Below are 24,986 nucleotides of genomic sequence, written 5' to 3'. Positions count from 1 at the left end.
GGATCCGGGTCAGAAGCCGAACTTCGCTCACTCCTCGGCTGTCAGCACATCGGCGGCCTTCTCCAGGACGGCTACGATCTCGTCGACACGGAGCCGTACCGCCCCTTCGCGGTCACCTACGCCTTCGAGCCGTGACAGCAGCAGGTACTGGAGGGTGCCGTCCGGGTGCATCTCCGCGGCGAGGTCGTCGGTGGTGGGGCCCCAATGCGCGAAATCTGCCCACTGCCCTGCTCGGTAGCGGGCGGCGCTCACCCGGAGCGAGTTCGTGAACTGCGGCACGTAGGCCGTGTTGTCGAACGGTGTGGCGATGGCACCGTCCAGCCACAGCGTGCAGGTGCGCAGTTGTGACCCGTCCGGGTCGGCCGGGCCGATCTCGAGCGCGATGCGTGACCTGTCTCCGATCAGGAGGTCGGTTGCGCGCCAACGGGAAACGTCGATGTCGAAGTCGAGCGCCCTGGTCACGGAGTCCAAAGTGGCCGCGGTCGCGTCCTCGTCGAGCGTGACCGACTCGGGCAGGTCGGCGAAGCCCAGGTGTTCCAGTGTGGCGCGCAGGTTCGGGTAATGGGGCGGCCGGTCGGGATGGGTGGTGTACACGCCGATGTTGCGCAGCATCGGCACGTGCGACCGGTCCGCACCGGGCAGCCGGGTGCCCGCCAGGTACACCCGCGCGGCCCTGTGATGAGGCGCGGCGTAGTCGGCGGGACCCAGCTCGACGGCGAAGCTCGCCCGGTCGCCGTGAACCCCGGCACTCCGCGTGGCGAATGCGCCGAGCAACTCATCCGCCACGACGTGCCACGCCGCCGGGTCCCTGCCACTGACCTGTGCGAACCGGCTGTCATCCGAGATCTCGAACTTCTGCCCGGCCAGCGCGAGCAGGCCGTTCGCGCTGTGGTGGCGCACCAGGTACTCCTGGTCGAACGTCCCGCGGTGCAGTGCGGCCAGCGAGCGAGGGGTGATCGGCAGCAGCCGGAGCGCCATGGCCGCGTCGATCCGTTCACCCCAGTGCCCGAAGCCTTCGAGCACCGCGGCCACCTCGGACACGTATTCGTCGGTGCCGATCAGCTCGTACAGCACCTGCGCGGTGCGCACGCGGAACACCCCGCGGGCTGAGGGGAGAGCGGATCGCAGCAACGCGGCCGTGTCGGACGGTGCACGGCCAAGCCGGGCCAAAGCGCCCAGCGACTCGACCGCGACATGATCGTGCTCGCCGACACCGGCACGCAACATCCGCTCCGCTCGCACAGGCTCGCGCTCGTGCTCGGCGATCAGCGCGCCGACATCGGCGCCTTCGTGCCACACCAAGTACGGCTCGCCGAACACCTTTCGGCGGAACTCACCCCACGCGTCACCCATCCGCGTGAGGCTAACGCCAGCGCTCAGCCCGCGAGGACACCGTCTTGCAGTGGTTCAAAGCGCACATGGGCTAGCCTTCACACAGATTGAGGGTGACCTGATGAGTGAGCCTGTCTTAGGCCCGTTGAGCCGTCATGGCTCTGAGATGCTCGACAACAACACCGACCAGGCGCCGCACGAGCGGGCGATCGAAGTGCTCGAAGAGGCTGTCGCGGCGGGTGAACCCGCTGCCGCCCGGTTGCTCGCCCGCGGATACCTCGACCAGGGCCGGCTGATCGAGGCACAGGAACTGCTGGTTCCCCTGGTCGAGACGGGACGCGACGATCTCGCGGACGTGCTGGCCGACGTGCTCGCCGACCTCGACCTGCCCCAGGACGCCGAGCGCGCGTACCTGGTGGCCGTGGCCTCGGGTGACAGCAAGGCGATGAACAACTTCGCGTTGTTCCTGGCCGAGCAGGGCCGCTTCGACGAGGCGGTGGGGATGTTCGAGCGTGCGGTCGAGCTGGGCGACACGCTGGCGCCGGCGAATCTGGCCCGTACGCACCTGCACGACCGGCTTGACGTCGCCAGCGCGCTCGCCGTCGCCGAGCAGCACCTCGACCAGGCCAGGCCGACGACCTACTGCGCGCTCGCCGAGGTCTACGCCGAGCTCGGGCGCCTGGACGAGGCCGAGCGCCTGCTGCGCACGGCCATCGACCTGGACGCGCAGCAGGCGCACATCGACTACGCCAAGTTCCTGCACCACCACCGGAACGACGCTGTGGCCGCCGAGCGCGAGTACCGGCTGGCCGACGAGATCGGCGAGCCCGCCGCCGGATACCACCTCGGTGCGTTCCTGCTCGAGCACGGCGACGCGGACGACGCCGCCGACGTGCTCGAACGCGCCGCCTCGTGGGGCGACATCGACGCACGACGGCTGCTGGACACCGAGTTCGAGCTCGTCACCGATCCGTAGAGGTCCGACGGCGGACGACGACGACAGCGACCTGGCCTCTGGCCGGGTCGCTGAGCAGTTTTCGCGGCCCGCTGTCAGTGGTGCGGTCGCACTGCTCGCCCGGTTTTGAGATCTGGTTTTCCCATCCTCTGAGGACGGCAGCGCTGCCGCCGTCGGCGTACACCTGTGTTTACGTGGGCCCTCTATCGGGTACTGAGATGTCCGGAAGTAGTGCCATGACAAGGAGTTGGAGTCAGGCCTGTGTGGTGAGACAGGAGGAACGAGCAGCAATGTGGTCCGTGGATGGGAATGCCTCGAAGTTCCTCGATGGCGCGCCGGTGGGCAGCATCGAACTGGCACGTGGTCTCGCAGGTTCAGGTGGATCGCTCCCGGAGATCACCTCGGTGCTCGAACGAGCGCCCGTGGGCTTCGCGGTCGTGGGCGAACAGATGCAGGTCCTCTACGTCAATCCGGCGTTCGTACTGGTGCACGGCGCGGCCTCGCGCCAGTTCGCCGGGCGGACGATCGGCGACATCGTTCCACCTGCGTACAGGGCAACGGTGGAGCCCCTCGTCGTCGACGTGCTCAACACCGGCGCCGTACACCGCGACATCGAGACGCACGACGACGCCGGCGACGGCACCAAACACTTCCAGCTCACCCTGTTCCCCTTGTGCGACCGCGACGACCAGGTGGTCGCCGCCGTGGTCGCGGTCCGGGACGTCACCGAGTCCCACGAGGTCGCCGAACTCGAGGGGATGCGCCTGCACGCCGAATGGACCGATCGGCTGGACCGGGCGCAACGAGCCGGCGGCACCGGGTCGTGGGAGATCGACCTGCGGACCGGACGCGTCGCGTGGTCGGTGAACCTCTGCCGCATCGCCGGCGTGACCCAGTCGCCGAACACCGTCGAGGAAGTCCTCGCGCTGGTGCACCCGCAGGACACCGAGGTGGCCCGCGCCTCGTTCAGCGGCCTGACCATGCAGTCACCGGTGTTGGAGGTGGAGTACCGGTTGTGCACGCCCGACGGGCGGATGATCGTGGTCACGTCGATCGCCGAGCCGGTCGCGGACGTTGCCGGCACGGTGGTGGCGCTACGCGGGATGTGCGTCGACCGCACCGCTCGCCGGACCGCCGAAGCCACCGCGCGGGCGGCCGAGGTGCGGGCCGACGAGATGACCGAGCAGCTGAAGGACGAGCGGCAGGTCGTGCTGCAGCTGCAACGAGCTTTGCTGCCGCCGAGTCTTCCCGACGTCGAGGGCGTGGAGCTGTCCGCGGCCTACCAGCCCGCGGACAGCGCGGCCGGGGTGGGCGGCGACTTCTACGACGCGTTCCCCCTGCCGGACGGCAGGCTCGCGATCGCGGTCGGCGACGTGATCGGGCACGACGTGGAGGCCGCGGTGACCATGGGCAGCGTCCGCAGTGCCCTGCGCGCCTTCGCGATGCAGGACCCGCACCCCGACCGCGTTCTACGTGAGCTGAACCGGCTCGTCTGCTCGTGCGACGACATGACGATGACCACGGTGTTCTACGGCGTGTACACCCCTTGGGACGGCACTTTCTGCTACGCCAACGCAGGCCATCCCCACCCACTGCTGGTGCACGACGGCACAGCCCGTCCCCTGGCACACCGGCACGGGCTGATCACGGGAGCCGCGCCGCACGCCGAGTACCTCGCGTTCGAGGCGTCGCTGAGCCCAGGTGACGCGCTGTTCGTCTACACCGACGGGCTGGTCGAACACCACGACACCGACATCGACACGAGCATCCAGGCCTTGTGCGCCGCCGTGACAGCGCCGCATCTGCCCGAGCGCCTCGAGCACCTCGTGCCGACGGTGATCAACGCCGCCGCGCCCGACCGGGGCCGCGACGACGTCTGCGTGCTCGCCCTGCGCCACAGACCGCCGTGTGCGGGCTGACCAGGTTGTCAGGTCGTTGTTGTAAGGCGGCCGCGCTCCCGGCGCCTGACAACCCGAACGGTGTAGACCTCGTGAGCCAGATGCCGATCAGCGAAGGAGAACATCGGCCGTGCTCAAGAACCTCACCCGCCGTAGCACGCGACAGGGCGTCCAGGCGGTCGTCGCCGCAGCGGCGATCGTGGCGACGGTCTTCGTCGCGCCGTCCGCGCACGCGGCGGACCCCAGCACCAAGTTCAGGCTCGAGTACGGAGCCAGCTACGCCTACGGCACCCTGCGGTGGCACCAACGTTCGGTCGACGTCGACGTGACGCTCCATGCCAGCTACTGCCGTCAGCTCAAGGCCTACCCCTTCGACAGGAACGGCGTCGGGCACCAGCCGGGGTGGACGCCGCGGGTGTGCAACGGCACGATCAGCGGCACCATCAGCCTGCCCGTCAACGTTCCGGGCGGCGCCGCGATCGTCCGGCTCGACCTCGTCGACGAGACGGGGAAGCTGCTCGTGAGCAAGCCCTGCCGCCCCAGCGCCAACTGCGACAAGTAGCCGTGGCCGACGCACTCGGGTGAGCCACCCCTTCGCGGTGCGGAACCAGACGTCCTGGTCCCGCACCGCGAGGAACGGACCGCCTGCTCGCGACGATGAGCCGGCTCCGGGCCGGTCTGCTGCCGGGTGTCGCCTGGGCGGTGCAGGTCGTCGTCGTGGTCGGCCTCCACCAGGCCGCTTCTCGCCGCCGAGAACAGGAGCGACGTCTCCTCGGCGGACAGCTCACGCCGTGGCGACTACCTGACCTACCGGGAACCGCACGCCGGTGAGGTCTTCCGAGACGGCCCAAAGACGTTGCTGCACGGTCAGGTCGTAGGAGTCGGAGCTGGAGGCGACCAGCCTCGGGTGGCCGCGTCGCTCGGCCAGACCGTCGGGCCCGTAGTACTGCCCGCCGAGGACGGACGGGTCGGTGGCGGCCCGCAGGGTGGGAAGCGCGCCCGCCGTCGCGGGCTGGGTCATCACCGGAGCAAGCCAGGTGATCACCCGGCGGGCGACCGGCAGGGTGTTGCGGGCCAGTTCGGTGTTGGAGATGCCGGGATGTGCGGCCACCGCGACGGTGGTGCCGTGCGCGGCCAGCCGGCGTTGCAGCTCGTAGGTGAACATCAGGTTGGCGAGCTTCGACTGGCCGTAGGCGCCGGACCGGCTGTAGGAACGCTCCCACTGCAGGTCGTCGAAGTGGATGGCGGCGTTGATGCGGTGACCCGTGCTGCTGACCGTGACCACCCTGGAGCCGGGCACCGGCAGCAGGAGGTCGAGCAGCAGGCCGGTGAGCGCGAAGTGGCCCAGGTGGTTGGTGCCGAACTGCATCTCGAAGCCGTCACGGGTGGTCTGCTTCGGGGTGTACATCACGCCGGCGTTGTTGATCAGCAGGTCGATCCTCGGGTGGGTGGCGCGCAGGCCGGCCGCGGCGGCGCGCACCGATTCCAGCGAGGTCAGGTCCAGCTCCCACACGGAGACGTCACCGTTGATCCGGGCGGCGGCCAGTTCCCCCTTCTCGGTGTCGCGCACGGCCAGCACGACCGACGCGCCGCGTTCGGCGAGCCGCCGCGCGGTCTCGAAGCCCAGTCCGGTGTTGGCGCCGGTGATCACGGCCACCCTGCCGTCCTGGCGCGGGATCTGCTGCTCGGTCCACTTCATTGCGAACTCCTAATGTACCGCCGGTAACTTATGATCCGAACGTTAATGTACCGCCGGTACACTGTCAAGGTACCGGCGGTACCCAAGCTAGGATCGAGGTCATGACGTTCCAGCGGGCGCGCACCGAAGAGCAGCGGGAGGTCCGGCGCAGGGCGATCCTGGAGACGGCCTCGGCGATGCTCGACGAGATGCCGGTGGCCGAGGTGACCCTGAACGAGCTGAGCCGGCGGGTCGGCCTGGCCAAGACGGCGGTGCTGCGCTACTTCGAGTCCCGCGAGGCGGTACTGCTCGACCTGATGGACGACCGGACGGCGACCTGGCTGACCGCGCTGGAGCAGGAGCTGGCCCACGCCGTCGACCTGGACCGAAAAGCGGTGGAACGGGCCGGGCAGACGGCTGACGTGCTCGGCCGGTCGCTGGCCGCCCAGACGGCGCTCTGCGACCTCTACGGCGCGCAGGGCGGAGTGCTCGAGCACAACGTCTCGGTCGAGGTGGTCCGCCGGCACAAACATGCCTCGCTGGGCAACCTCGCGGTGATGGCCGGCCTCGTCCGGCGGTTCCTGCCCGAGGTCGGCGACCAGGCCGAAGAGTTCTGCCTGACCGTTCTGCTGACGGCCGGCGCGCTGTCCGCCTACACCTCACCGCCACCGAGCCTGCTCGCCGTCTACGAGTCCGAGCCGGCCCTGGCGGTCCACCGCATCGACCTGCGGACAGCCCTGCAGCGCGCGATCATGACAGCGCTCGTGGGCATGCTGCCACGCTCCTGAGCCCAGCAGCGCGACGGAGGGCCGGTCCGGGAGGGCGAACCTCGCGAACCGGCCCTTCGTTCGAGCCGGGTCAGATCGACACGGCGGATGAGGACTTCCTCGACCTGCGCTCAGGTCACTTCGCGTAGTGGACGTCCGGCCACGGCGGGGTGACCATGCCGCTGCCGATGTGGAAGCTCGGGTGTGGCGGCTGGTTGTAGGCGGTGTTCTGCCAGGCGATCGCGGCCCGGTACATCGGGTCGTGCATCAGCGTCGGGATGCGGCGGTCGGTCTGGTTCGGAGTGCTGTAGATCCGCAGCGCCCGGTTGTCGCTGGTCGGCCAGATGACCTCCTCGCGCCAGTCTCCGAGGATGTCGCCGGACAGCGAGGGGTTGGACTTGGTGCCGTTGTTGGAGTGCACGTTCGATCCGGTGAGCAGGCGGGTGTCACCGCCGGTGCCGTACTTGTCGACGTGGGTGCCGTCGAGCAGTTCGCGGGTGGGGTCGCCGTCCCACCAGATCAGGAAGTTCGCCGACGACGGCTTGCGGCCGACCGTCTCCCCCCTGGTGTTGCGCAGCTGGCTGTCCGCGCTCGACCACGACTCGGCGCCGGGGCTGCCGGCGTGGACGTCACCGGACACACCGCGGCCGTTGTCGCCCGCCGGCGCGGTCCGCCAGAGGACCTGACCGGTACGCGCGTCCGCGAACCACGAACCTGGCTGGCTGCCGTTCTCGGACACCTTGTAGTACTCGAGGCCCGGCCGGGACGGGTCGAGATCACCCAGGTGGGCCGCGTCACCGTGACCGAAGCGGGTGTTCCACAGACCGCGGCCGTCGTCGTCCACGACCGCCGCGCCGTAGACGATCTCGTCGCGGCCGTCGGCGTCCACGTCACCGACGGTCAGCGAGTGGTTGCCCTGTCCCGCATAGGTTCCGTTGCCGGAGGCGGTCGAGTCGAACGTCCACCGCTTCACCAGCCGGCCGTCGCGGAAGTCCCACGCCGCGATCACCGCGCGGGTGTAGTAGCCGCGAGCCATGATCAGCGACGGGCGAGCACCGTCGAGGTAGGCGGTACCCGCGAGGAACCGGTCGACGCGGTTGCCGTAGCTGTCACCCCACGACGCCACGTTCCCGCGTGGCGGGTCGTAGTTCACAGTGGACAGCGCGGCGCCGGTGAGGCCGCTGAACATCGTCAGGAACTCCGGGCCGGCCAGCACGTAACCGTCGCCGTTGCGGTGGTCGGCCGAGGCGTTGCCGATGACCGTTCCCCGCCCGTCGCGGGTGCCGTCGGCGGTCTTCATCGCGATCTCGGCACGGCCGTCACCGTCGTAGTCGTAGACCTGGAACTGGGTGTAGTGCGCGCCGGAGCGGATGTTGCGGCCCAGGTCGATGCGCCACAACCGGGTGCCGTCGAGACGGTAGGCGTCGATGAAGGTGTTGTCGGTGACACCGGCCTGCGCGTTGTCCTTGGCGTTGTTCGGATACCACTTCAGGAAGATCTCGTACTGGCCGTCGCCGTCCGCGTCGCCCACACTCGCGTCGTTCGCGGTGTACGCGCTGCCCGGCGGGGAGATCGGCACGTCCAGATAGCCCGCTCCGAACGACAACGACGCCGGCGAAGCCGGTTGCTCGGCGCCGTTGACCACCGCTCGCACGGTGTACGACGCACCGGAAGGGCCACCGGCGTCGAGGTAGTTCGTGGACGCCGTGATCGGTGCCGGGTTGAGCTTCGCCCCGCCGCGGTAGACGTTGAACCCGGTGTCCCGCGCGTCCCCGGCGAGCAACCGCCAGCTGACCAGGTTCCCGCTGCCCGACCGCACGCTGACCACACCGCGGTCCAGCCGTTCGACCTGCTTGCGCCCGGTCGGGTCACCCGGTTCCGGGCCTGGATCCGGGCTCGTCGTCGTGGTCGTGGTCGTGGTGGTCGTCGGCACCACACCGCCAGTGCACAGGACCCCGTTGAGCGTGAAGGCATCCGGTTCACCGACGTCGGATCCAGACGCCGTTCCGTTGAACCCGAACGACACGTTCCCACCAGTGGGAATCGCTCGATTCCAGTCCACATTGGACGCCACCACGTCCGCACCGGACGGCGCGAACGTGGCGTTCCAGCCCTCGCCGTAACGCTCAGAACCCGGAAATGTCCACGCAAGCCTCCAACCATCGACCGGATCACCGAGGTTCTTGATCGTGACGTTGGCGGAGAACCCGCCCTGCCACTTGTTCTGCACCAGGTAGTCGACCTCGCAGCCGGGAGCGGCCGAAGCCATCCCCGCGGCCGCGAAGCCACCTGCAACCACGCAGAGCGCCGTTCCCACGGCGAGTGCGCGCGCGCCAACGTTGCTGAGCACCATTGCTCCTTCATCCGATTTCTGGGAACGCTCCCAGATCTGTCGCGCCTCCATGACAACACCGCACACCGGGACCGGTCAATGATTGAAACGATTCATTCGACGACGGTCGGTAAGCGCTTTCCACCTTGCAGTGCATCAAGTAGATCTTCGTCGTCGCACGTCGGAAGGCGTGCAGCGCACGGTCGGGCCCGGCTGTTCCGGGCACGAGGCCAGGCCGAGCCGTCGCCTCCGCCGTCGAACGCTTCGACGGTTCGACGGACAGCAGTGGACGACTGACGAGGTGTCCGCGATCCTCATCCAGGCAGCGCGCACGGCACGGCGATTGGACATCTGATGACAGTGATCATGGCGCACGACCGTCATCGGCCAGGAGCATCGCGGAGCACCCGGTCGTCGCGCCGATCACTGATCACCCTGGCGGTGGCCGCGCTCACCGCATCGCTGAGCCTGGTCGTCACCACTCCCCCGGCCGATGCCGCCACCAGCCAGTTCCGCGGTGTGAACTGGGCCGTGCTGGGCGACAACTTCAGCACCACCACGCTCGTCGTGCAGGGCCTGAGCCAGTCCGACAGCAACGCCACCGTGCGGGCCAAGGCCAACGCCCTCTACGACGACATGGCCTCCACCTTGGGGGTCAACACCGTCCGGTTGCCCATCAACACCCACACCGTGGCCAACACGACCTGGTGGAACGCCTACCGGGGCGCCGTCGACGCCGCCACCGAACGCGGGTTCAAGGTCATCCTCGCCTACTGGGAGGACGGCGCCGCGTCCAACGGCAAGATCACGAACATGGCCGCGTGGAACAGCATGTGGTCCAGCGTGACGAACACCTACGGTTCGAACGGCAACGTCTACTTCGAGCCGATGAACGAGCCGGTCGGCTACAGCTCGGCGGACTGGCGCAACGTCGCCGCGAACTGGCTCGGCTACCACACCTCGGCGGTGCCCTCCAGGGTGCTCATCGGCGGCATCGGCTACAGCCAGGACCTGCGCGACGTCTGCAACGACAGCCGCTTCAACTCGACGCTGCTGTCCTTCCACCACTACGCCTTCTTCTACGGCGCGATGACGTACGACCAGTTCCGCAGCCACATCCAGACGCGGCTGGGCAACTGCGCCTCCCGCGCCGTCGCCACCGAGTTCGGCGCGCCCATGTCCACCGGCCTCGACTACAGCGACGCGAACAGCAGCAACAACTTCGTGCGCCACATCCGCGCCATGGCCCAGGTCATGCGCGACAACCGGATGGGCGGCACCTACTGGCCGGCCATCGGCGGCAAGCCCGGCGACATCGGCTACGACCACTACTCGATGTACTCCTTGAGCGGCAGCGGCACGAACCTGGACCTGACCATCCGCAACGCCTCCGGCGCCGACCGGCTCCGGTACGCCTGGGGCGACGGCACGAACCCGCCCGCGGAGACGTTCTACCGGATCACCGCGCGCCACAGCGGCAAGGCCATGGACGTCCAACAGCCGAACACCGACAACGGCGCGCGTGTCGGCCAGTACACCTACAGCGGCAACGCCTGGCAGCAGTGGGAGTTCCGGGACGCCGGCAGCGGCTACTGGCGCGTCGTCAGCCGCCACAGCGGCAAGTGCCTCGACGTCGCGAGCGCCTCCACCGGCGACGGCGCCGAGCTCATCCAGTACACCTGCGGCAGCGGCACCAACCAGCAGTTCCAGATGGTCGCCAACGGCAGCTACTTCCAACTCCGGGCGCGGCACAGCTCCAAGTGCGTCGACGTGCCGGCCGCTTCCACTGTGGACGGAGCGGTCCTCAAGCAGTACGCCTGCAACACCGGCACGAACCAGCAGTGGTCACGCTCAGCGAGCTGACAGCCGATCACGGACGCGCCGGCACGTCCCAGAGCAGCACCCTTCCGCGGTCCCCGGCGGTGGCGAGGGTGCTGCCGTCGGGACTGAAGGCGAGGTCGAACACCGGGATGTCGCCGGTACCCACCGTCTCGAGGAGCTGCCCGGTTTCCGCGGACCAGAAGGTGATGCCGCCCGCGATCCCGGCCACCGCCAGGACTTCGCTGTCAGGGCTGAAAGCCGCTTGGGTACCGGCCAGTGTTCGATGGGTACCGTCCTTGTGCAGCAGGTGAACCACTTCGAGAGATTCGACTATCGCAACGTGCTCTCCGTTGCCGGCGACAGCAAGCCCGGAGAGTCGCCCATCAGGACTCGTCGTCTTCCACTGCCGCGACCCGTCCTCACCCGATACCAGAATGGACCTGTCCTCTCCCACGAGAGCAACGACGTTGCTGTCAGAGCTGAACGCCCCTCCGATCACCACCGCATCACTTCTGGCGACGTACTTGCCCTTCAGCGTCACCGTGTCCACACAAGCGAGATGTCCGTCGGGTTCGACCAGTACCAAGGTGGTGCCGTTCGGGCTCAGCGCGACTGGGCGCACCGGGGCCGGGATCCTCGCGGCGTGGTCCCAGCCGTGCTCCGAGGTACATCGGCGTCGCACAAGAAGGGTTCCGTAGAAGGTGCATGTTGTGCCGTCGCGGTCGATCCCGATGACGTTCCCGAATCCCGGGATCTCGGTCAGCTCACTCGACCTGCCCGAATCCACCTCCAGCACCGTCATCCTCGATCTGGTGTGGACGAGCACCTTCTTGCCGTCACCGCTGAACGAGATCGCGTCGACGTCGCGGAACTCGCTGGTGTCGAAGATCCGGCGGAGCGGGCTCTGCGCCTCCACCACAACGACGGAGACGAGCAGCAGACCGGTCGTCGCGACGGCGACGACCGCTGGATGCCTGCGTACCAGGCGCGTGCGGCCCGGAGCAGCGGGGCGGGTACCTCGCCACCTGTCGGCCAGGTAGCCGCGGAGCAGGTCGTGGCGCAACTCGTAGGAGGGCCCGGCGCTGCGCAGGACTCCCTTCTCGTGGGCCTCGCCCAGGAACCGCATCAGGCGCCACGGCAGGCGACCTCGCACGGCGAGCCAGAGGCGCGCGACCGTGTAGACCGACCAGGCCGTACCCGTCCCGAACAACACCACGATGCTGATCACCGGGACGGCGATGACAGCGGCCACTGCCGCCTCAGCGACACGCTCGTCGGAGTCCGAGGGGAAAGCTACCGCCGCAGCGGTCGCCAAGCCGCCGCAGACGCCCGTCACCACCGCGGTCAGCAGTGTCGCCGTGCGATCGGTGCGCAGCACCGAGAGCGGGGAAGGCGCGGTGCTCCACGGTGCCGGAGCGGCGAGCCAGCGCCCGAGCGCCAGCGGCACGCCGACCGTCGCCGCCGTGACCAGCCACAGCATCACGCTCTGGTTCACCTGCCAGGCGCCGACCATGATGAGCCAGGGCGAGCCGATGATCAGACCGGCGAACACCCCGACCGGCAGGTGCAGGAACAGTCCGCGCACACTGGGGGAACTCCTGTGCGGGGTGCCGTCACGTCCCGCGACAACGCCGTTGGTCAGGGTGGCCACCCCGAGGATCGCCACCGAGATGACCACCACGTTGGGCACGAAGTCCCCGGCGAGGGACAGGGTACGAGCCGATTCGCGGAGGCCGATGACGAACCCGGTCGTCGCGGGCCCCGCCACCGCGTAGGCCCCCAGGAGCACTACCAGCGCCGCACCGCAGACGATCGACACCATGACCGCGAGATCTCGTCCCACACCGGCGGCGGCGATCATCGCGACGTGACGCCGCGAGGGAGAGGGCGAGGTGTGGGCCGCACGGGCGACGTTCAAACCGGCCACCAGGCCGACCGGCAGACCCATGACCGCGCCACCGAAGGCATATTCGATCAGGTCGTCGCCTGGATCGCCCAGCAGCCCCCACAACGTGACGGAGAGCGCCGCCCCCGACACAGTGATCATCGCGGTGATCAAGAGCGTGAACACGAACGGCGGGACCGCGCGGGCGATGCGCCACCACTCCAGTTCGGTGCCGCCCACGCGGTCGCGGAGGTGAACGGCGAGGAACGACAGCCAGCGCCGCGCGCGGTCGCGGTCCTGGTCGCGCGGGTAGGCCGTGACCAGGAACTGCTCCAGCAGGTGGTGCTCGACCTGTTCCTTGGTGCCCAGCCGGGTCAGCTCTTCCGGGTCCTCCCGGGGCCGCTGGTAGACACGCCGGGCCAGGCTGATCATCAGCGGGGTGGACAGGGCGGTGGCCACCGGTCCGCCGGGGTCGTCGGTCAGCGAGCGCGTGACGGCCTGCCAGCGGCCGGGCCCGGCTTCCTCCAGTTCGGCCTGGGTCAGGTAGACCCGGGCGTCCTCGGGGCGGATCCGTTCGACGTCGACGACGGCGGCGTGCGTCAGGACACGGCTCTCCGCGACCGCCTCCTCGAACTCCTCGCCGCGGCAGGTGATCACCATTCGCAGGCCGAGCCCGGCCACGCGTTCCAGGTCCGTCAGCGCCTTGCCCAGCGAGTTCTCCGACATCTCGTCGAGGCCGTCCAGCACGGGCAGCAGCCGGCTCAACGGCACGCCGTGCACGAGCGACCCGTAGTCGGCGGCCAGACGGCGGGCGATCCAGTGTTCGACGTGCTCGCCCGCGCCGGTCGACGGGTCGTGTGGCTGCCAGCCCGCCACCGGGAGCAGCACCGGCACGCGGTCGTGGGCGGCGGCCGCGATGGTGAACAGCACGGCCAGCGTCGTCTTCCCCGCACCCGGTTCCCCCAGCACCACCAGCTGGTCGTGCGGTCCGTCCAGGAACTGGGCTGCCAGCTGGTGCGCCACCGGGCTCTTGTCGCTGGTGTCGTGCACCAAGGCCCCGGCCAGCGGCGCCGACTCCGGCAACGAACCGGCCTGGGCGCGGCGTTCGGTCGGCCGCCACCTCAGCCGCAACGGCCGGGGCCCTGCCAGGCCGCGCGCGGTCACCTCGTCCTCCCACTGCTCCGTCACCACCTCCCGCAGTTCGGCCAGGCGTTCCTCGATCGACGGCGACGTGCGCGCCGCACGGAACGCCCACGCCGCACCACAGGCCGCGACCAGCAGTCCCGCCAGTCCGGCACCCACGAGCCAGCCACCGGATCCGCCGCCCGCGACGGCCCACACGACCGCGACCGCCGACGCGACCGCGACGGTCACGACCCACGACGGACCGGAACCGGACTGCCCCGTCGTGATGACGAGGTCCCCCTCGACCACGCCGGTCTGCACGGCGGTGCCGTTCACCGAACCCTTGATCGTGTTCTTCACCCGAGGACATCTCTCACCGGATCCGTCACCCGGTCGACCACGCCGCATGAGAAGCTGATCGCCTTTGGCACCAAACGCGTTTCACGGATCGGCGTTCACGCCACCCGCGGTGGAATCGCCGGTGGGCAAGGGGCTGCGAGGTCGCGATGCGATCCTCAGGTCGTGGGACGCGGTTGATGCGATCATCGACGAACTGCGGCGCCCAAGGGGAGCGGAAATGGGTGGGACGTTCGGGGAGTTGTTGCGCGAGCACCGGATCGCGCTGGGGCTGACACAGCAGGCGCTCGCGGAGAAGGCCCAGCTCAGTGAGCAGGCGATCGGTGCGCTGGAACGCGGCGACCGCAGATATCCGCAGGCCGCCACGGTGGACCGGCTGTCCGGGGCGTTCGGGCTGACGGGAGCCGCGCGGGAGGCGTTCGACGCGGCGGCGTCGCGCAAAGGCACGCCAAGACGCCGGAACGCGTCCACGCCGCACCAGCTGCCTGCCGACGTCGCGCACTTCACCGGGCGTGCCGAGCAGGCCGAACTGCTGGCGGCCACACTGCGTTCGCACAGGACGGCCGCGGTGGTGGCCATCAACGGCATGGGCGGGGTGGGCAAGACCTCGCTGGCCGTTCACGTCGGGCACCGGGTCGCCGCCGACTTCCCCGACGGACAGCTGTACCTCGACCTGCGCGGGCACGGGGACCGGGCACCCGTCGCACCGCTGGAGGCGCTGGGAGTGTTCCTGCGCGCGCTCGGGCCGGCGGGCGTGGACGTGCCCGCGACGGTCGACGAGGCGGCGGCGCGGCTGCGGACGGAGCTCGCCGGGCGGCGGATGTTGCTGGTGCTGGACAACGCCGCGGACGCGGAGCAGGTGACGCCGCTGCTGCCGGGGACGGCGGGCGCGGCGGCGATCGTCACGAGCCGGCGGGCACTGCTCGCCGGGCAGGCGCTGCAGGTGCAGCTGGACGTGCTCGCACCGGCCGATGCGGTCGAGCTGCTGGCAGTCACGGCGGGAGCCGATCGGGTCGCGGCCGAACCGGAGGCGGCCGCCGAGGTCGTGCGGCGCTGCGGCCGTCTGCCGCTCGCGGTGCGGCTCGCGGGCGCACGACTCGCGACCAGGCCCGCCTGGACCGTGTCGGCACTGGCGGACCGGCTGGCCGACGCGAGCCGCAGGCTGGACGAACTCGACGGGGTGCGGGTGTGCTTCGCGCAGTCGATCGACGTGCTGGCCGGCAGCGAGGCCCCGGCCGACCGCAAGGCCGCCGCGGCATACCCACTGCTCGCCTGGCCCGACTTGCCGGATCTGTCCGTCACGGTCGCGGCCCGTCTGCTCGATCTCGGTGAGCAGGAGACCGAACGGCTGCTCGAACGGTTGACGGCCGCCTGCCTGCTCGAGGCGCCGTCGTCGGGCCGGTACCGGCTGCACGACCTGCTGCGAGTGTTCGGGGCCGGCATGGCGGGGCCGGAGCGGTCGGGGGCGCTGACGAGGGTGCTCGGGCTCTACAGCGCGGTCGCGTGGTGTGGGCTCGCCATGGCCAGCCGCGGCTCGCCCCGGCTGGCCATGGCGCCGGACACCGTTGCCGCGACGGGCATTGCTCGTACACCGGACTTCTCCGACGCGGGTGCCGCGATGGCGTGGCTGGAGGTCGAGCGTGCACACGTCCTCGCGGCCGTCACTCAGGCCGCCGCAACCAAGACGGGCAGGGAGACGATCGCGATCCTCGCCCTGGGGTTGTTCGAGTTCTACCGTTCCCGCGGCTTCTGGCGGGACTGGCAGCTGGTGTGCAAGGCGGCGCTCGAACATCCCGCCGACGGGCTGGTGCGCGCGTACCTCCTCAGCGACCTCGGTGTCGCTGAGGCCGAGTCGGCCCTGCGCGGCAACGGTGATCACCGCGCAGCACAGGGGCACGTTCGCGAGAGCATCGCGCTGTTCGAAGAGCACGGCAACGACCACATGACGGCAACGGCGCTGAACAACGCCTGCTACGCGTTCAACCTGGGCGGCGCGGTCCGCCAGGCCATCGAGTTCGGTGAACGTGCCCTCGCGCTGCACGTCGAACTCGGCGAACGGAGCTGGACGCACGGCATCACCCTGGTCAACCTCGCCGAGCTGCACGGGCAGGCAGGCGAGCGCCAGACCCAGCACCGGTACCTCGCCGCAGCACTCGACGTCCTCGAACCCCTCGGCGACGACACCCACGGCCTGGCATATGCACTTGTAGTGCTGGGTTTGGCGTACCGCGCGGAAGAGCGCTTCCCCGAGGCGGTGGAGACGCTCCGGCGCAGCGCCGCGGAGTGGCGGCGAATCGCCGACGCACCGGGGGAAGCGAACACGATGGTCGACCTCGGCGAAACCCTGCTCCAGGCAGGTCAGCCCGAGACGGCGCGCGAGGTGCTGACCGACGCGCTCACCTTGATGTCCCGGTACGGCGACTCGGTGCGGGAGCAGAAGGTGACCGAACTGCTGCGCCTGTCCGAAACAGCCGCGACGAACTGTGATGGCGATTCGCAGGGGACGTCCGGGACGTGAACCGCGCGAGGCCCACCCGGAAGGTGGGCCTCGCGCGGTCAGAAGAGCGTCAGTCCTTGCCTCCCCTGGTTCCGCGATAGGGGAAGCAGGTCACGACCGCGCCGATGATGTACGCCATGATCCCGGTGACGACGCCCCACAGGGGCAACAGACCCCATCCGATCGCCGGCGCTGTCACCCAGATGACGACGATGAACGAGATCAGAGCGAGGATGCCGCCGAGGCAGGTGATGGCCCGGCCCGGATCGATGCGGTTCGGGTTGATCCTGCGCAGCGCCTTGCCGGCCTTCTTCAACGCCTTCTGGAAGCGGCCCTTGTACTTCCTGGACATCTTCTTGACGCGCTTCTCAGCCTTTTTGAGAACGCTCTTGGCCTTCTTCAGCTTGCTCCGGAGCGTCTTCTTGCTGACGCAGCCGCACCCGCCGCCGCGCTCCTCCTTGTTGATCCTCCCGTCGGTGTCGACCCGGTTCACCGGATCGGCCGGGTAGTTGTAGGCGTTGGTGTTGCCGCCCCGCACCGGGTCGACCGACAGGAACAGCCCGGTCGCCGGGTTGTAGAGCCGCGCACCCATCAGCGTGAGCCCCGCTCCGGACACCGCCCGCTGCTTGGTGCCCAGCCAGCCGTACTGCACCGCACCGGTCCGGTTGACGTTGGTCGCGTCGGGACTGCCGTACTCGTCGTAGTTGTTCCAGCCGCTCAACGAGGTCGCGGTGGACGACGACGTTGCCAGATCCACAGTGGACACCACATCGCCGTGCGGGTTGGCGATCGCGAGAGATCCCGCACCGGTCTGGTCGACCATCAGCGACAGGTCGTCGGTCATCAGCTCGACGTACCGGCGGGCCGAGTCACCCGAGCTCACCCACGTCGGGTTGTCCGAGCTGTCGGTGTAGTGCCGGGTGGTCGTGCTGAACTCGCTTCCTTCCACGACCGACTCGGCGACCCGCCGGTCAGCCGCATCGAGTGCGAAGGACGTGGTGATGCCTCCTTGCGCGATCGACTCGGTCTGGTCGCCGTCGTAGTAGCCGATCTCCACGGCACCGCCGGCCGGTCGTGGTGCATCGGCCGCGGACAGGGTCCTGGTCCGGCCGAGCTCGTCGTAGACGTAGCCGGTGACCGGGCGGTCAGCGGTGTCGAACGAACGCGTCGTCGTGGTGCCGCCGGTTGTGGCGCACGAACCGTCGGACTCGGCGTTCCTGGAGGTCTTGCCGAGCCGGTTGTCGTTGCGGTCGAAGGAGTAGGAGCGGGTGACACAGGCCGGCAGGGTCTCCGGATCGGTCACGTCGGCACCGGTGGTCGACGCCGTGCGGTCACGCACCTCCAGCAGCCGGCCTGCCCCGTCGTAGGAATACGCCCGGTCGTACGGCACGGCGTCGCCCACGTCGGACGGGTCCTCCTCACCGGGTGGGCCGGTGAACGCCGCGCCGTCCGGGGTCCGCTCGCGGACCACCCGTCCGGTGACGTCCACGTCCTGCGACCAGGACAGCCAGCCGCCGCCGGGACCGGTGTAGCTCAACCCGATCTGGGTGCCGGCGTTGTCCAGCTCGGTCTGCTGCGTGATGCCGCCGGGCAGCTGGTGCACGACCAGTGCGCCCGCCGCGTCGTAGGCGCCCGACGAGGTCCAGGTCGAGCCCGCGGTGGTGACCTCGACCTTCGTCGGCAGGCCGCGGCGCTCGGTCCTGCCCGCCGCGTCGGTGCCGTCGTAGGTGTAGCGGGTCGAGCCGTTGGCGTCGGTGACGGTGGCGATCGAACCGGACGCGTCGTACACCGTGGTCGTCATCGCGTCACCGGACGGCTGGTATCCGGTCTGCCTTCCCCAGCCGTCGTAGGTGGTGGTGAGGGTCGAGGCGACGCTGCCGTCGGTCCTGCGCGCGATGACGGTGCCGATGCCTCCCGTCACGGGGTCGTAGGTCGTCTCCTTCCGGGTGTTCGCCGTCGAGCCGGCCAGTCCGGTCACGGTCGTCGCGACCGACGACTCCCGCCCGTCCAGGAGGTAGGTCGTCGTCTTGGTGCGGGTGACAGCGCCCGAGGTCTCCGTCACCACCGTCGGCGACAGGAGGTAGTCGAACCCCGTGTTGGTCGTCGTCGGCAGCGACGGACCCGACGACGGCGCGGCCGCGGGGAACGTCTTGCAGATGAGTTCCGCCCACTGCGGCTTGCCGCCGCATTCGGTGCCATCGGCCGCGGCTGTGTAGAACACGGTCTTGAGCGTGCCGGCGTCGGCACCGTTCGACGTGGGCTGACGGGTCTCCACGACTCGGTTCTCACTGTCGTGGCGGGAGATTCGCACGACGTCCGGAGCGGACGCGGTGCCGTCGAGGTCGACGTCGGTGATCGTCCGGCCGGGCAGGCCGGACGCCCAGCCGTCGGGATCGCCCTGCACCACCGGGGTGTAGTCGCTCAACGTCCGGGAGACCGCCTCCAAGTCCAGGCCGGTGCCGGGATCGTGGGCGAACGAGGTCTCGGTCGTGGCCAGCCGGTACGGCTGGCCACTCGCGGGGTTGACGCCGCCGTTCGGCGCGCCCTGGTCGAACTCGATCTTGCGGTGGGTGCGCAGCGGCTGGGAGGTGCCGTCCCGCAACGTCGCCGTCGTCACCGGGCCGTAGCTGTCGGTGACCAGCGTCTCGTCCTGGTTGTAGACGGTGATCGACGCCAGCTGGTCGGCGGCCGAGTGCTGACCGTCGATGATCAGCCGCAACGCGCGCTCGTCCAGCTCGCGCACCTCGTTGCCCTTGGCGTTGTAGTCGGTGGCGGTGTACTGCCACGCGCCCGCGCCGAACTCCGCGGTGTTCACCGTGTAGCCCTGGGCGTCCGCGTACTGCAGCCGCGCGAACTCCCAGTCGCCGGCGGAGGTGCCTGCCGGGTGCTCGGGACCGAACACCGCGAATCCCTTGACCGGAGCGGACTCCTGGCCCCATCTGTCCACGGAGGACTGTGACAGGTCCGGCAGGCCGGCACCGGTGAGCGGGACGTCGTAACCGAAGCTCGCCAGGGTCGCCGTACCACCGGCCGGGTCGCCGGCGGGCCGGTCCCGCTTGACGTCGGCGAGCTTCACGTTCGGCGCGGCGGTGTAGGCGAGCCGCGTCGGGACCTGCCCCGGCGGCGTGACCGAGGTGAGGCGGTTGGCGGAGTCGTAGCCGTAGCCGGTCGTCAGGTCGTTGCGCGGGTCGGTGACGCTCGCGAGCCGTCCTGCCGAGTCGTAGGTGTAGGACGCGACCTTGATCGTGTCCATGGCCGACTTCGCGGGGTTGTAGATCTCCAGCCACGCGGCGGTCATCCTGCCGGCGGCCGAGCCGGACGTCCCGTAGTCGAACCGCACCGACCGGCAGCCGGCCACGTGCTGGTAGACCCCTTGAGCATCCGCACAGGACACGCCGGGTGCGGACGGCGCCAGGATCCGGAAGACCCGGCCCGCGCCGTCGTAGCTGTAGCTGGTCTTCCCCGGCACACCCTGTTCGGCGATGCTCACCGGCCGGAACTTGGCGGCGGTGGTCGCTGTCGGCGCGGTGGCCGAACTCGTGGCGAACGTGGTGACGGTCCCGTCCTCCTCGGTGTAGGCGATGGTGGTCGCCGCCCCCGCACCGCTCACCGTGAGCTTCGCCCTGGCCTGCGCGGCGTCTTCCTCCGCGGCCACCCAGGTGCCGGCCTCCAGGTTCGCGGTCATCCTCCGCTTGCCGCTCGGCGACTCGAACACCAGCGTGGACTCGCCGCTGTCGACCAGCGCGATGGTGCCGTCGAGCCGGGTGTTGTCGATGACCTGCAGGCCACCGGTGCCCGCGTCGGCACCGTCGAACTGGGCGGTCCAGCCAGGGCCGAACACACCGCTGACCGTGTCGGTCGGGCCGGCGAACGTCGAGTGCGAACGGGAGACCGAGAGATCACCGGTGTAGCCGGGGACCTCGAAGTCGGTCTCCTCCGCGCGGAACTCGCCGGTCCACAGCGCGACCTCGCCCGGTCCCGCGTCAGCCGTGGGATAGCCGTTGCCGAAAGCGTGCGGAACGCGCAGCACGGTGCTCTTGGTCTGGGACCAGGTGCATTGGGTGGTGCCGGTGTACGTCAGGCACACCTGGACGTCCAGGAGTGCGGGCACGCGGTCGTTCAACGGGGTCGGCTGGACACCTGCCGTGTCGGGGTCGTGGTCGAGCTGACCGTCCTGCGTCTCCGCGGCGGAGTTCCAGGTGCCGGAGACGGTCACACCCGCGGTGCCGTTGTCGGTGACCGTCAACGGGGCGTTCGCGGAGGTGTTCCAGCCGATGGCCTCGCTGTTGCCGCCGTAGCCCGACAGCCGCCAGCGCACCGTGGCCGTCGGTGTGGCGGAGCTGCCCTTGGGCGGCCCGGAGGCGGAGACCTTGACGCCACCGGTGGTGGTGGTCCTCGGGTTCACCGCCGGGCTGGTCAGCGTGGTGCCGCCGTAGCCGAACGCGTGGTTCGTGACGGTGGAGAGCTTGCCCGCGGGAGTCTCCGCCTGCGCCTTGATGGTGTGCAGGCCCGCCGTGTTCGGCATCGTGATGACTGCCTTGGCGACGTTCGGATCGGCGCCCTGCGTGATCTTCAGCTGGCCCGGTGCCCCGCCGGTGAAGTTCGTCGGGCGAAGTTGCCCGTCAACGGTGACCCGGACGTAGCCGGGCGCACTGTAGCCGCTGGCCGGCGCCGTGATCGTGCAGGTGAAGTTCGCCGGCGGAGGTGTGTCGGCCCACGACCCGTTGGCGTACGGGCAGGTGATGGTGGGCGCCGCGGGTACTCCGGCGCCGACCCGCACGAGCGAGAGCGCGGACCATCCGGAACGCAGGAACCCGTCCGTCGTCCTGGCCCGCACGTAAGCGGGCGTGTTGTCGGGCAGATCGGCGTTGGGCTGACATCCGGCGGTGGTGCCCGACGGATACGACGCGCTCGAACACGTCGCCTTCAGCGTTGACGCGGTCGGCGTGGCGGAGTTGTGGAACTCGAACTCGTAACGCACGTTGTTGCCGTCTGCGTCCGTGCCCTTCGACGACACCCACGTGCGCCGGTTGGCGGTGTACAGGTAGCTCCTGCCTCCGGGCGCCGCGTACGGCACGGCGTTGACGATCGTCGGTGTCGCGGGCACCGACGGTGGACGGTTGTAGGTGTAGGAGATGTAGGGGTCGGCGGAGCCCTCGGTCGAGTGGAACCTCTTCCAGGAGTTCGAGTCCGACTCGTTGGCCGCCATCACCACCATGCCACCGGTCGCGTACGACGCCGTCGACCACGCCTGGACCAGACCGGTGATCGGGACCGACACCCGCCCCGCGGGACAGTTCGCGTCGTGCCCCTTCGCCCACGAGGACGAGCCGTACTGGCTGCCGATCGGCGGTTGTGCCGTCCACCGGGCCGCGGTCGTGGCGGTCTGCGCGCTCTTCACGACGAACGAGGAGGCCGTGCACGAGTAGGACCAGGTCTCGAACAGGAACAGGTTCGCGCCGAGGATCTGCTTGCCCTTGAACGGTGCGACGGAGAAGTTGAGGAACGACCGCGCCTTCACCGCGCCACCGTTGTAGGTGCCCAGCTTCAGCTCGGGAGACGTCGACTGGTCGGTCGTGTAGTCCGACTGCACGAACGTGTCCAAGCTCGCGTACGCCGTGCCCACCGCGTACGTCGGGTCCACCGTGATCGGGAACGTCCGCTTGACGTCGTTGAACCACAAGGGATCCGGCTTCACCACGAGCGTCGCGGCACCGTCCTTCGCGGTCTCGACGACGATGCCGACCTGGGCGCGGTCGAGGTGCTCACCGCTGCGTTCGTCCACCGTCGCGTCCCACATCAGCGGAACGGGAATGCTGGAGTGCACCTCGTTCCGGGCGTCGACGAAGTCGATCGACCCGTCGGCCTGCGGCTTGACGGTCAACCCCTTGACCCGCAACGGGATCCGCCACACCGGCGCGACCGCCGGCCTGCGCTTGACCACGAAGTCGTACTCGAACCCGGACCGGCGGTTGTGCACGACGAGGTCCACGCCGGGCTCGACCTCGGCGTAGGTGGCCTTCGTCCCGTCGAGCTTCGGTTCCGGCAGCGTCCACGGCGCCACCCACTCCACCTGCCGGTCGGCGTCCGACCCGGCCACGGCGAACGCGGTACCCGTCTTCGCCGTCTTGGCGCCCAGCTTGAGGCCCAGCGGGTGACCTCCCGGGGCGACCGTGCCGTCCCGGTTCTTGCGCCAGTTCAGATCGATGGCGGTCCAGGCGCCCTGCTCGTCCTTGAAGCGAACCGGCGCGACGTGCTCGTCCGTGGTCATCGTCCCGTCGGGGTTCGACCAGGTCGTCGAGGTCTCGGTGCGCAGCTCCTCGACCTCGACCCTGGAACCTTGCGCACGGGCCGAGACCGCGGCGGACACCACGTCCGGTCTGGATGCCACCACCGGGCCCTTGTCAGCGGCAGGCGGTGCCGCCAACACAGGTCCAGGCTCCACCACCTCCACCGAGGTGAAGGTGAGCGCCGCCAGGGCGGTCAACAGAATTCCTTTGCGCAGCAACGACAAGCGCGTGGTCACGGAGCCCCCACTCAGAGATCGGGACAGCTCCGGCCAGTCTGTCGGCGCGTGGACCACGCCGACAGCGACAACCTGCACAGTTCGCCTACACAGTTGGTTCCGGCGTTCCTCAGCCGACGTCGGTGGCCGACATGGCGTGAACCTCGGCGACTCGGCACCAGAACCAGCCGGACATCGGACTGCGCACGAAGATCAGCTACCGGCGCTGACGCCCGCCGGGACGCTCCGCAGTCCGTTGACCAGCAGTCGCACGAGGTGCCGCACGTCGTAGCGGGTGCCCTTGCCCGCCGGCGCGCCCGCGCAGATGCCGCCGACACCGCGCATCAGCTCGTAGGGGTCCTGGCCGGGAGCGATCTCACCCGCTTCCGCCGCCGCCTGCAGCAGTCGCGTGCACACCGGCACGAGATGCTCGAGGAAGTAGTCGTGCAGCGGGTCGTAGCACGACTCGCCGGACTGCAGCACGGACGCCAGTCCCTGCTTGGTGATGACGAAGTCGACGAACTGGTCGATCCACTTCGCCAACGCCCGGTGGGGGCCCGGTTCGGTGGCGAGCAGGGCGGGGCCCGCTTCGGACAGCGACTGCACCTGCGACCGGTAGACGGCCACGATCAGGTCGGCCCGCGTCGGGTAGTGGCGGTAGATGGTCGCGGTTCCCACTCCGGCGCGGGCGGCGATCTCGCGGATCGGTGCGTCGACGCCGGAGGTGACGAACACCGCGGCCGCGGCTTCGAGCACGTTCCCGGCGTTGCGCCTCGCGTCGGCACGCCGCGGCGGTGGGCCACCGGCGCCGGGAACGTCGCTCATGACCGCATCCTATCGACCGGCACCGGCCGGGGAGGACAGCCGCGAGGCGGCCAGGTCACCGATGTCGAGCAGCATCTCGGCCAGCTCCGCGGGTGTGGTGATCATGCAGTCGTGTCCCGTCGCCAGCTCGCGCACGTCGGCGGGTTCCCCGTTCGGCTGCACGGAGGGCACGGGACGGAACTCGACGTCCACCGGTTTCACCGTGCAGTGGATGTGCGTGCGGGGAATCGCGGCCAGCGCCGGGTTGTCCATGGCGACAGGCTCTTCCAGGCACCGGGTGGACTGGTCGGAGAGCATCGTGCGGAGCCAGGCGATGTCAGCGGGATCGGTGATGCCGAACAACCCGAACGGCGCGGGCGGCGGGGGCATCCGCCAGTCGCCGCCGATCATGCCGCGGATGACGGGCATGGCGTCGAGCGCGCTCTCCCCGTGGACCGGCACCATGGCGTCGAGGTAGACCAGCCGCGCGATCCGCTCGGGAACCTCATTGGCCACCGCGGAGATCACCATGCCCGCGTAGCTGTGCCCGACCAGCACGACGTCGCGGAGGTCCTCCTCGACCAGCAGCCGCACGACGTCGGCCGTGTGCGTGCCGAGCCCCGTGTCCGGGCTCAGCAGGTGCCGGGTCTCGCCGTAGCCGGTGAGCGTCGGGGTGAACACCGGCCTGCCGCTCGCTCCCAGCCGCGGCACGACCCGTGCCCAGCTCTGACCGCTGTGCCATGCACCGTGCACCAGCACGTACGTCACCGGCATGTTCTCTCCCCGAACTAAGTGGGACACTGTCCCGGTAAAGATATGGGACGATGTCCCACTTAGTCCAGCGGCCGCGGCGACGTCCGGCCGCACCGGCACCGCGACGAAACCCCTTCCAGCAGGCTCTCGCCGAAATTCGACCACCTGAGTCGAACGGCGCGGCCCATTCGATTCGAAACACGAAATCGCGAGACCTCAGCATCGACCCATTCATATTCGTGAATCAGCCGGGTGGTCACCAGAAAGTCGCGCCAAG

13 protein-coding genes are annotated in these 24,986 nt (G+C 69.6%); 6 read left to right on the top strand and 7 right to left on the bottom strand.

Features of this window, described 5'->3' with window-relative positions; translation table 11 throughout:
- Positions 1-27 precede the first annotated feature (27 nt).
- A complete protein-coding gene (locus DFR72_RS10440; RefSeq protein ID WP_090063012.1) occupies positions 28-1,353 on the bottom strand; it encodes a hypothetical protein in 1,326 nt (441 codons plus the stop codon).
- 100 nt (positions 1,354-1,453) lie between these two features.
- On the opposite strand from DFR72_RS10440, the gene DFR72_RS10435 reads away from it, so the two are divergent.
- From DFR72_RS10435 to DFR72_RS10425, 3 genes are all read left to right on the top strand, one after another.
- Positions 1,454-2,308, top strand: coding sequence for a tetratricopeptide repeat protein (locus DFR72_RS10435; protein ID WP_090063014.1), 855 nt, complete (start codon positions 1,454-1,456; stop codon positions 2,306-2,308).
- Positions 2,309-2,577: 269 nt separating this feature from the next.
- The gene (locus tag DFR72_RS10430; protein ID WP_170176200.1) at positions 2,578-4,206 is read left to right on the top strand and encodes a SpoIIE family protein phosphatase; all 1,629 of its coding nucleotides are present in this window, start codon (positions 2,578-2,580) and stop codon (positions 4,204-4,206) included.
- Positions 4,207-4,315: 109 nt separating this feature from the next.
- Positions 4,316-4,747 carry a hypothetical protein gene (locus tag DFR72_RS10425; RefSeq protein ID WP_090063017.1) on the top strand — a complete coding sequence of 144 codons (432 nt, stop codon included), beginning with the start codon at positions 4,316-4,318 and terminating at the stop codon, positions 4,745-4,747.
- Between the two features lie 222 nt (positions 4,748-4,969).
- Here the strand turns inward: DFR72_RS10425 and DFR72_RS10420 are convergent, their stop codons facing one another.
- On the bottom strand, positions 4,970-5,884 hold the full coding sequence (locus DFR72_RS10420; protein WP_090063019.1) for an SDR family NAD(P)-dependent oxidoreductase: 915 nt from the start codon (positions 5,882-5,884) through the stop codon (positions 4,970-4,972).
- A 101-nt stretch (positions 5,885-5,985) separates the two neighbouring features.
- On the opposite strand from DFR72_RS10420, the gene DFR72_RS10415 reads away from it, so the two are divergent.
- Complete coding sequence (locus DFR72_RS10415; protein WP_090063020.1) at positions 5,986-6,651, top strand: TetR/AcrR family transcriptional regulator; 666 nt, start codon at positions 5,986-5,988, stop codon at positions 6,649-6,651.
- Positions 6,652-6,766: 115 nt separating this feature from the next.
- Here DFR72_RS10415 and DFR72_RS10410 read toward each other — a convergent pair whose 3' ends face one another.
- The gene (locus DFR72_RS10410) at positions 6,767-8,980 is read right to left on the bottom strand and encodes a rhamnogalacturonan lyase family protein (RefSeq protein ID WP_425459879.1); all 2,214 of its coding nucleotides are present in this window, start codon (positions 8,978-8,980) and stop codon (positions 6,767-6,769) included.
- Between the two features lie 336 nt (positions 8,981-9,316).
- On the opposite strand from DFR72_RS10410, the gene DFR72_RS10405 reads away from it, so the two are divergent.
- Entirely contained in the window at positions 9,317-10,825 is a 1,509-nt protein-coding gene (locus DFR72_RS10405; RefSeq protein WP_245982758.1) for an RICIN domain-containing protein, read from the top strand.
- Positions 10,826-10,832: 7 nt separating this feature from the next.
- Here the strand turns inward: DFR72_RS10405 and DFR72_RS10400 are convergent, their stop codons facing one another.
- Positions 10,833-14,153: a hypothetical protein gene (locus tag DFR72_RS10400; RefSeq protein ID WP_090063024.1), complete on the bottom strand. Its 3,321-nt coding sequence runs from the start codon at positions 14,151-14,153 to the stop codon at positions 10,833-10,835.
- Positions 14,154-14,370: 217 nt separating this feature from the next.
- Here DFR72_RS10400 and DFR72_RS10395 point away from each other — a divergent pair, with 217 nt between their 5' ends.
- On the top strand, positions 14,371-16,668 hold the full coding sequence (locus DFR72_RS10395) for a tetratricopeptide repeat protein (RefSeq protein ID WP_090063026.1): 2,298 nt from the start codon (positions 14,371-14,373) through the stop codon (positions 16,666-16,668).
- 49 nt (positions 16,669-16,717) lie between these two features.
- Here the strand turns inward: DFR72_RS10395 and DFR72_RS10390 are convergent, their stop codons facing one another.
- The 3 genes from DFR72_RS10390 to DFR72_RS10380 all read right to left on the bottom strand — a co-directional run bounded on the left by DFR72_RS10390 (position 16,718) and on the right by DFR72_RS10380 (position 24,730).
- On the bottom strand, positions 16,718-23,173 hold the full coding sequence (locus tag DFR72_RS10390; protein WP_211335376.1) for a DNRLRE domain-containing protein: 6,456 nt from the start codon (positions 23,171-23,173) through the stop codon (positions 16,718-16,720).
- Positions 23,174-23,365: 192 nt separating this feature from the next.
- Complete coding sequence (locus DFR72_RS10385) at positions 23,366-23,977, bottom strand: TetR/AcrR family transcriptional regulator (RefSeq protein WP_090063028.1); 612 nt, start codon at positions 23,975-23,977, stop codon at positions 23,366-23,368.
- A 9-nt stretch (positions 23,978-23,986) separates the two neighbouring features.
- Positions 23,987-24,730, bottom strand: a complete 744-nt coding sequence (locus tag DFR72_RS10380; RefSeq protein WP_090063030.1) for an alpha/beta hydrolase — start codon at positions 24,728-24,730, stop codon at positions 23,987-23,989.
- Positions 24,731-24,986 lie beyond the last annotated feature (256 nt).

Origin of the sequence: Lentzea flaviverrucosa (genome assembly GCF_003350445.1) — a bacterium.
Lineage (GTDB): Bacteria > Actinomycetota > Actinomycetes > Mycobacteriales > Pseudonocardiaceae > Lentzea > Lentzea californiensis.
The sequence above is the reverse complement of the archived record's forward strand: the minus strand, read 5'-3'. Positions and strand labels throughout refer to the sequence as shown.

What these genes read in the sequence shown, in the direction of transcription:
- DFR72_RS10415 (WP_090063020.1), top strand. Translation starts at nt 5,986, where the DNA reads ATGACGTTCCAGCGGGCGCGCACCGAAGAGCAGCGGGAGGTCCGGCGC.
- DFR72_RS10405 (WP_245982758.1), top strand. Translation starts at nt 9,317, where the DNA reads ATGACAGTGATCATGGCGCACGACCGTCATCGGCCAGGAGCATCGCGG.
- DFR72_RS10435 (WP_090063014.1), top strand. Translation starts at nt 1,454, where the DNA reads ATGAGTGAGCCTGTCTTAGGCCCGTTGAGCCGTCATGGCTCTGAGATG.
- DFR72_RS10385 (WP_090063028.1), bottom strand. Translation starts at nt 23,977, where the DNA reads ATGAGCGACGTTCCCGGCGCCGGTGGCCCACCGCCGCGGCGTGCCGAC.
- DFR72_RS10380 (WP_090063030.1), bottom strand. Translation starts at nt 24,730, where the DNA reads ATGCCGGTGACGTACGTGCTGGTGCACGGTGCATGGCACAGCGGTCAG.
- DFR72_RS10440 (WP_090063012.1), bottom strand. Translation starts at nt 1,353, where the DNA reads ATGGGTGACGCGTGGGGTGAGTTCCGCCGAAAGGTGTTCGGCGAGCCG.
- DFR72_RS10395 (WP_090063026.1), top strand. Translation starts at nt 14,371, where the DNA reads ATGGGTGGGACGTTCGGGGAGTTGTTGCGCGAGCACCGGATCGCGCTG.
- DFR72_RS10420 (WP_090063019.1), bottom strand. Translation starts at nt 5,884, where the DNA reads ATGAAGTGGACCGAGCAGCAGATCCCGCGCCAGGACGGCAGGGTGGCC.
- DFR72_RS10430 (WP_170176200.1), top strand. Translation starts at nt 2,578, where the DNA reads ATGTGGTCCGTGGATGGGAATGCCTCGAAGTTCCTCGATGGCGCGCCG.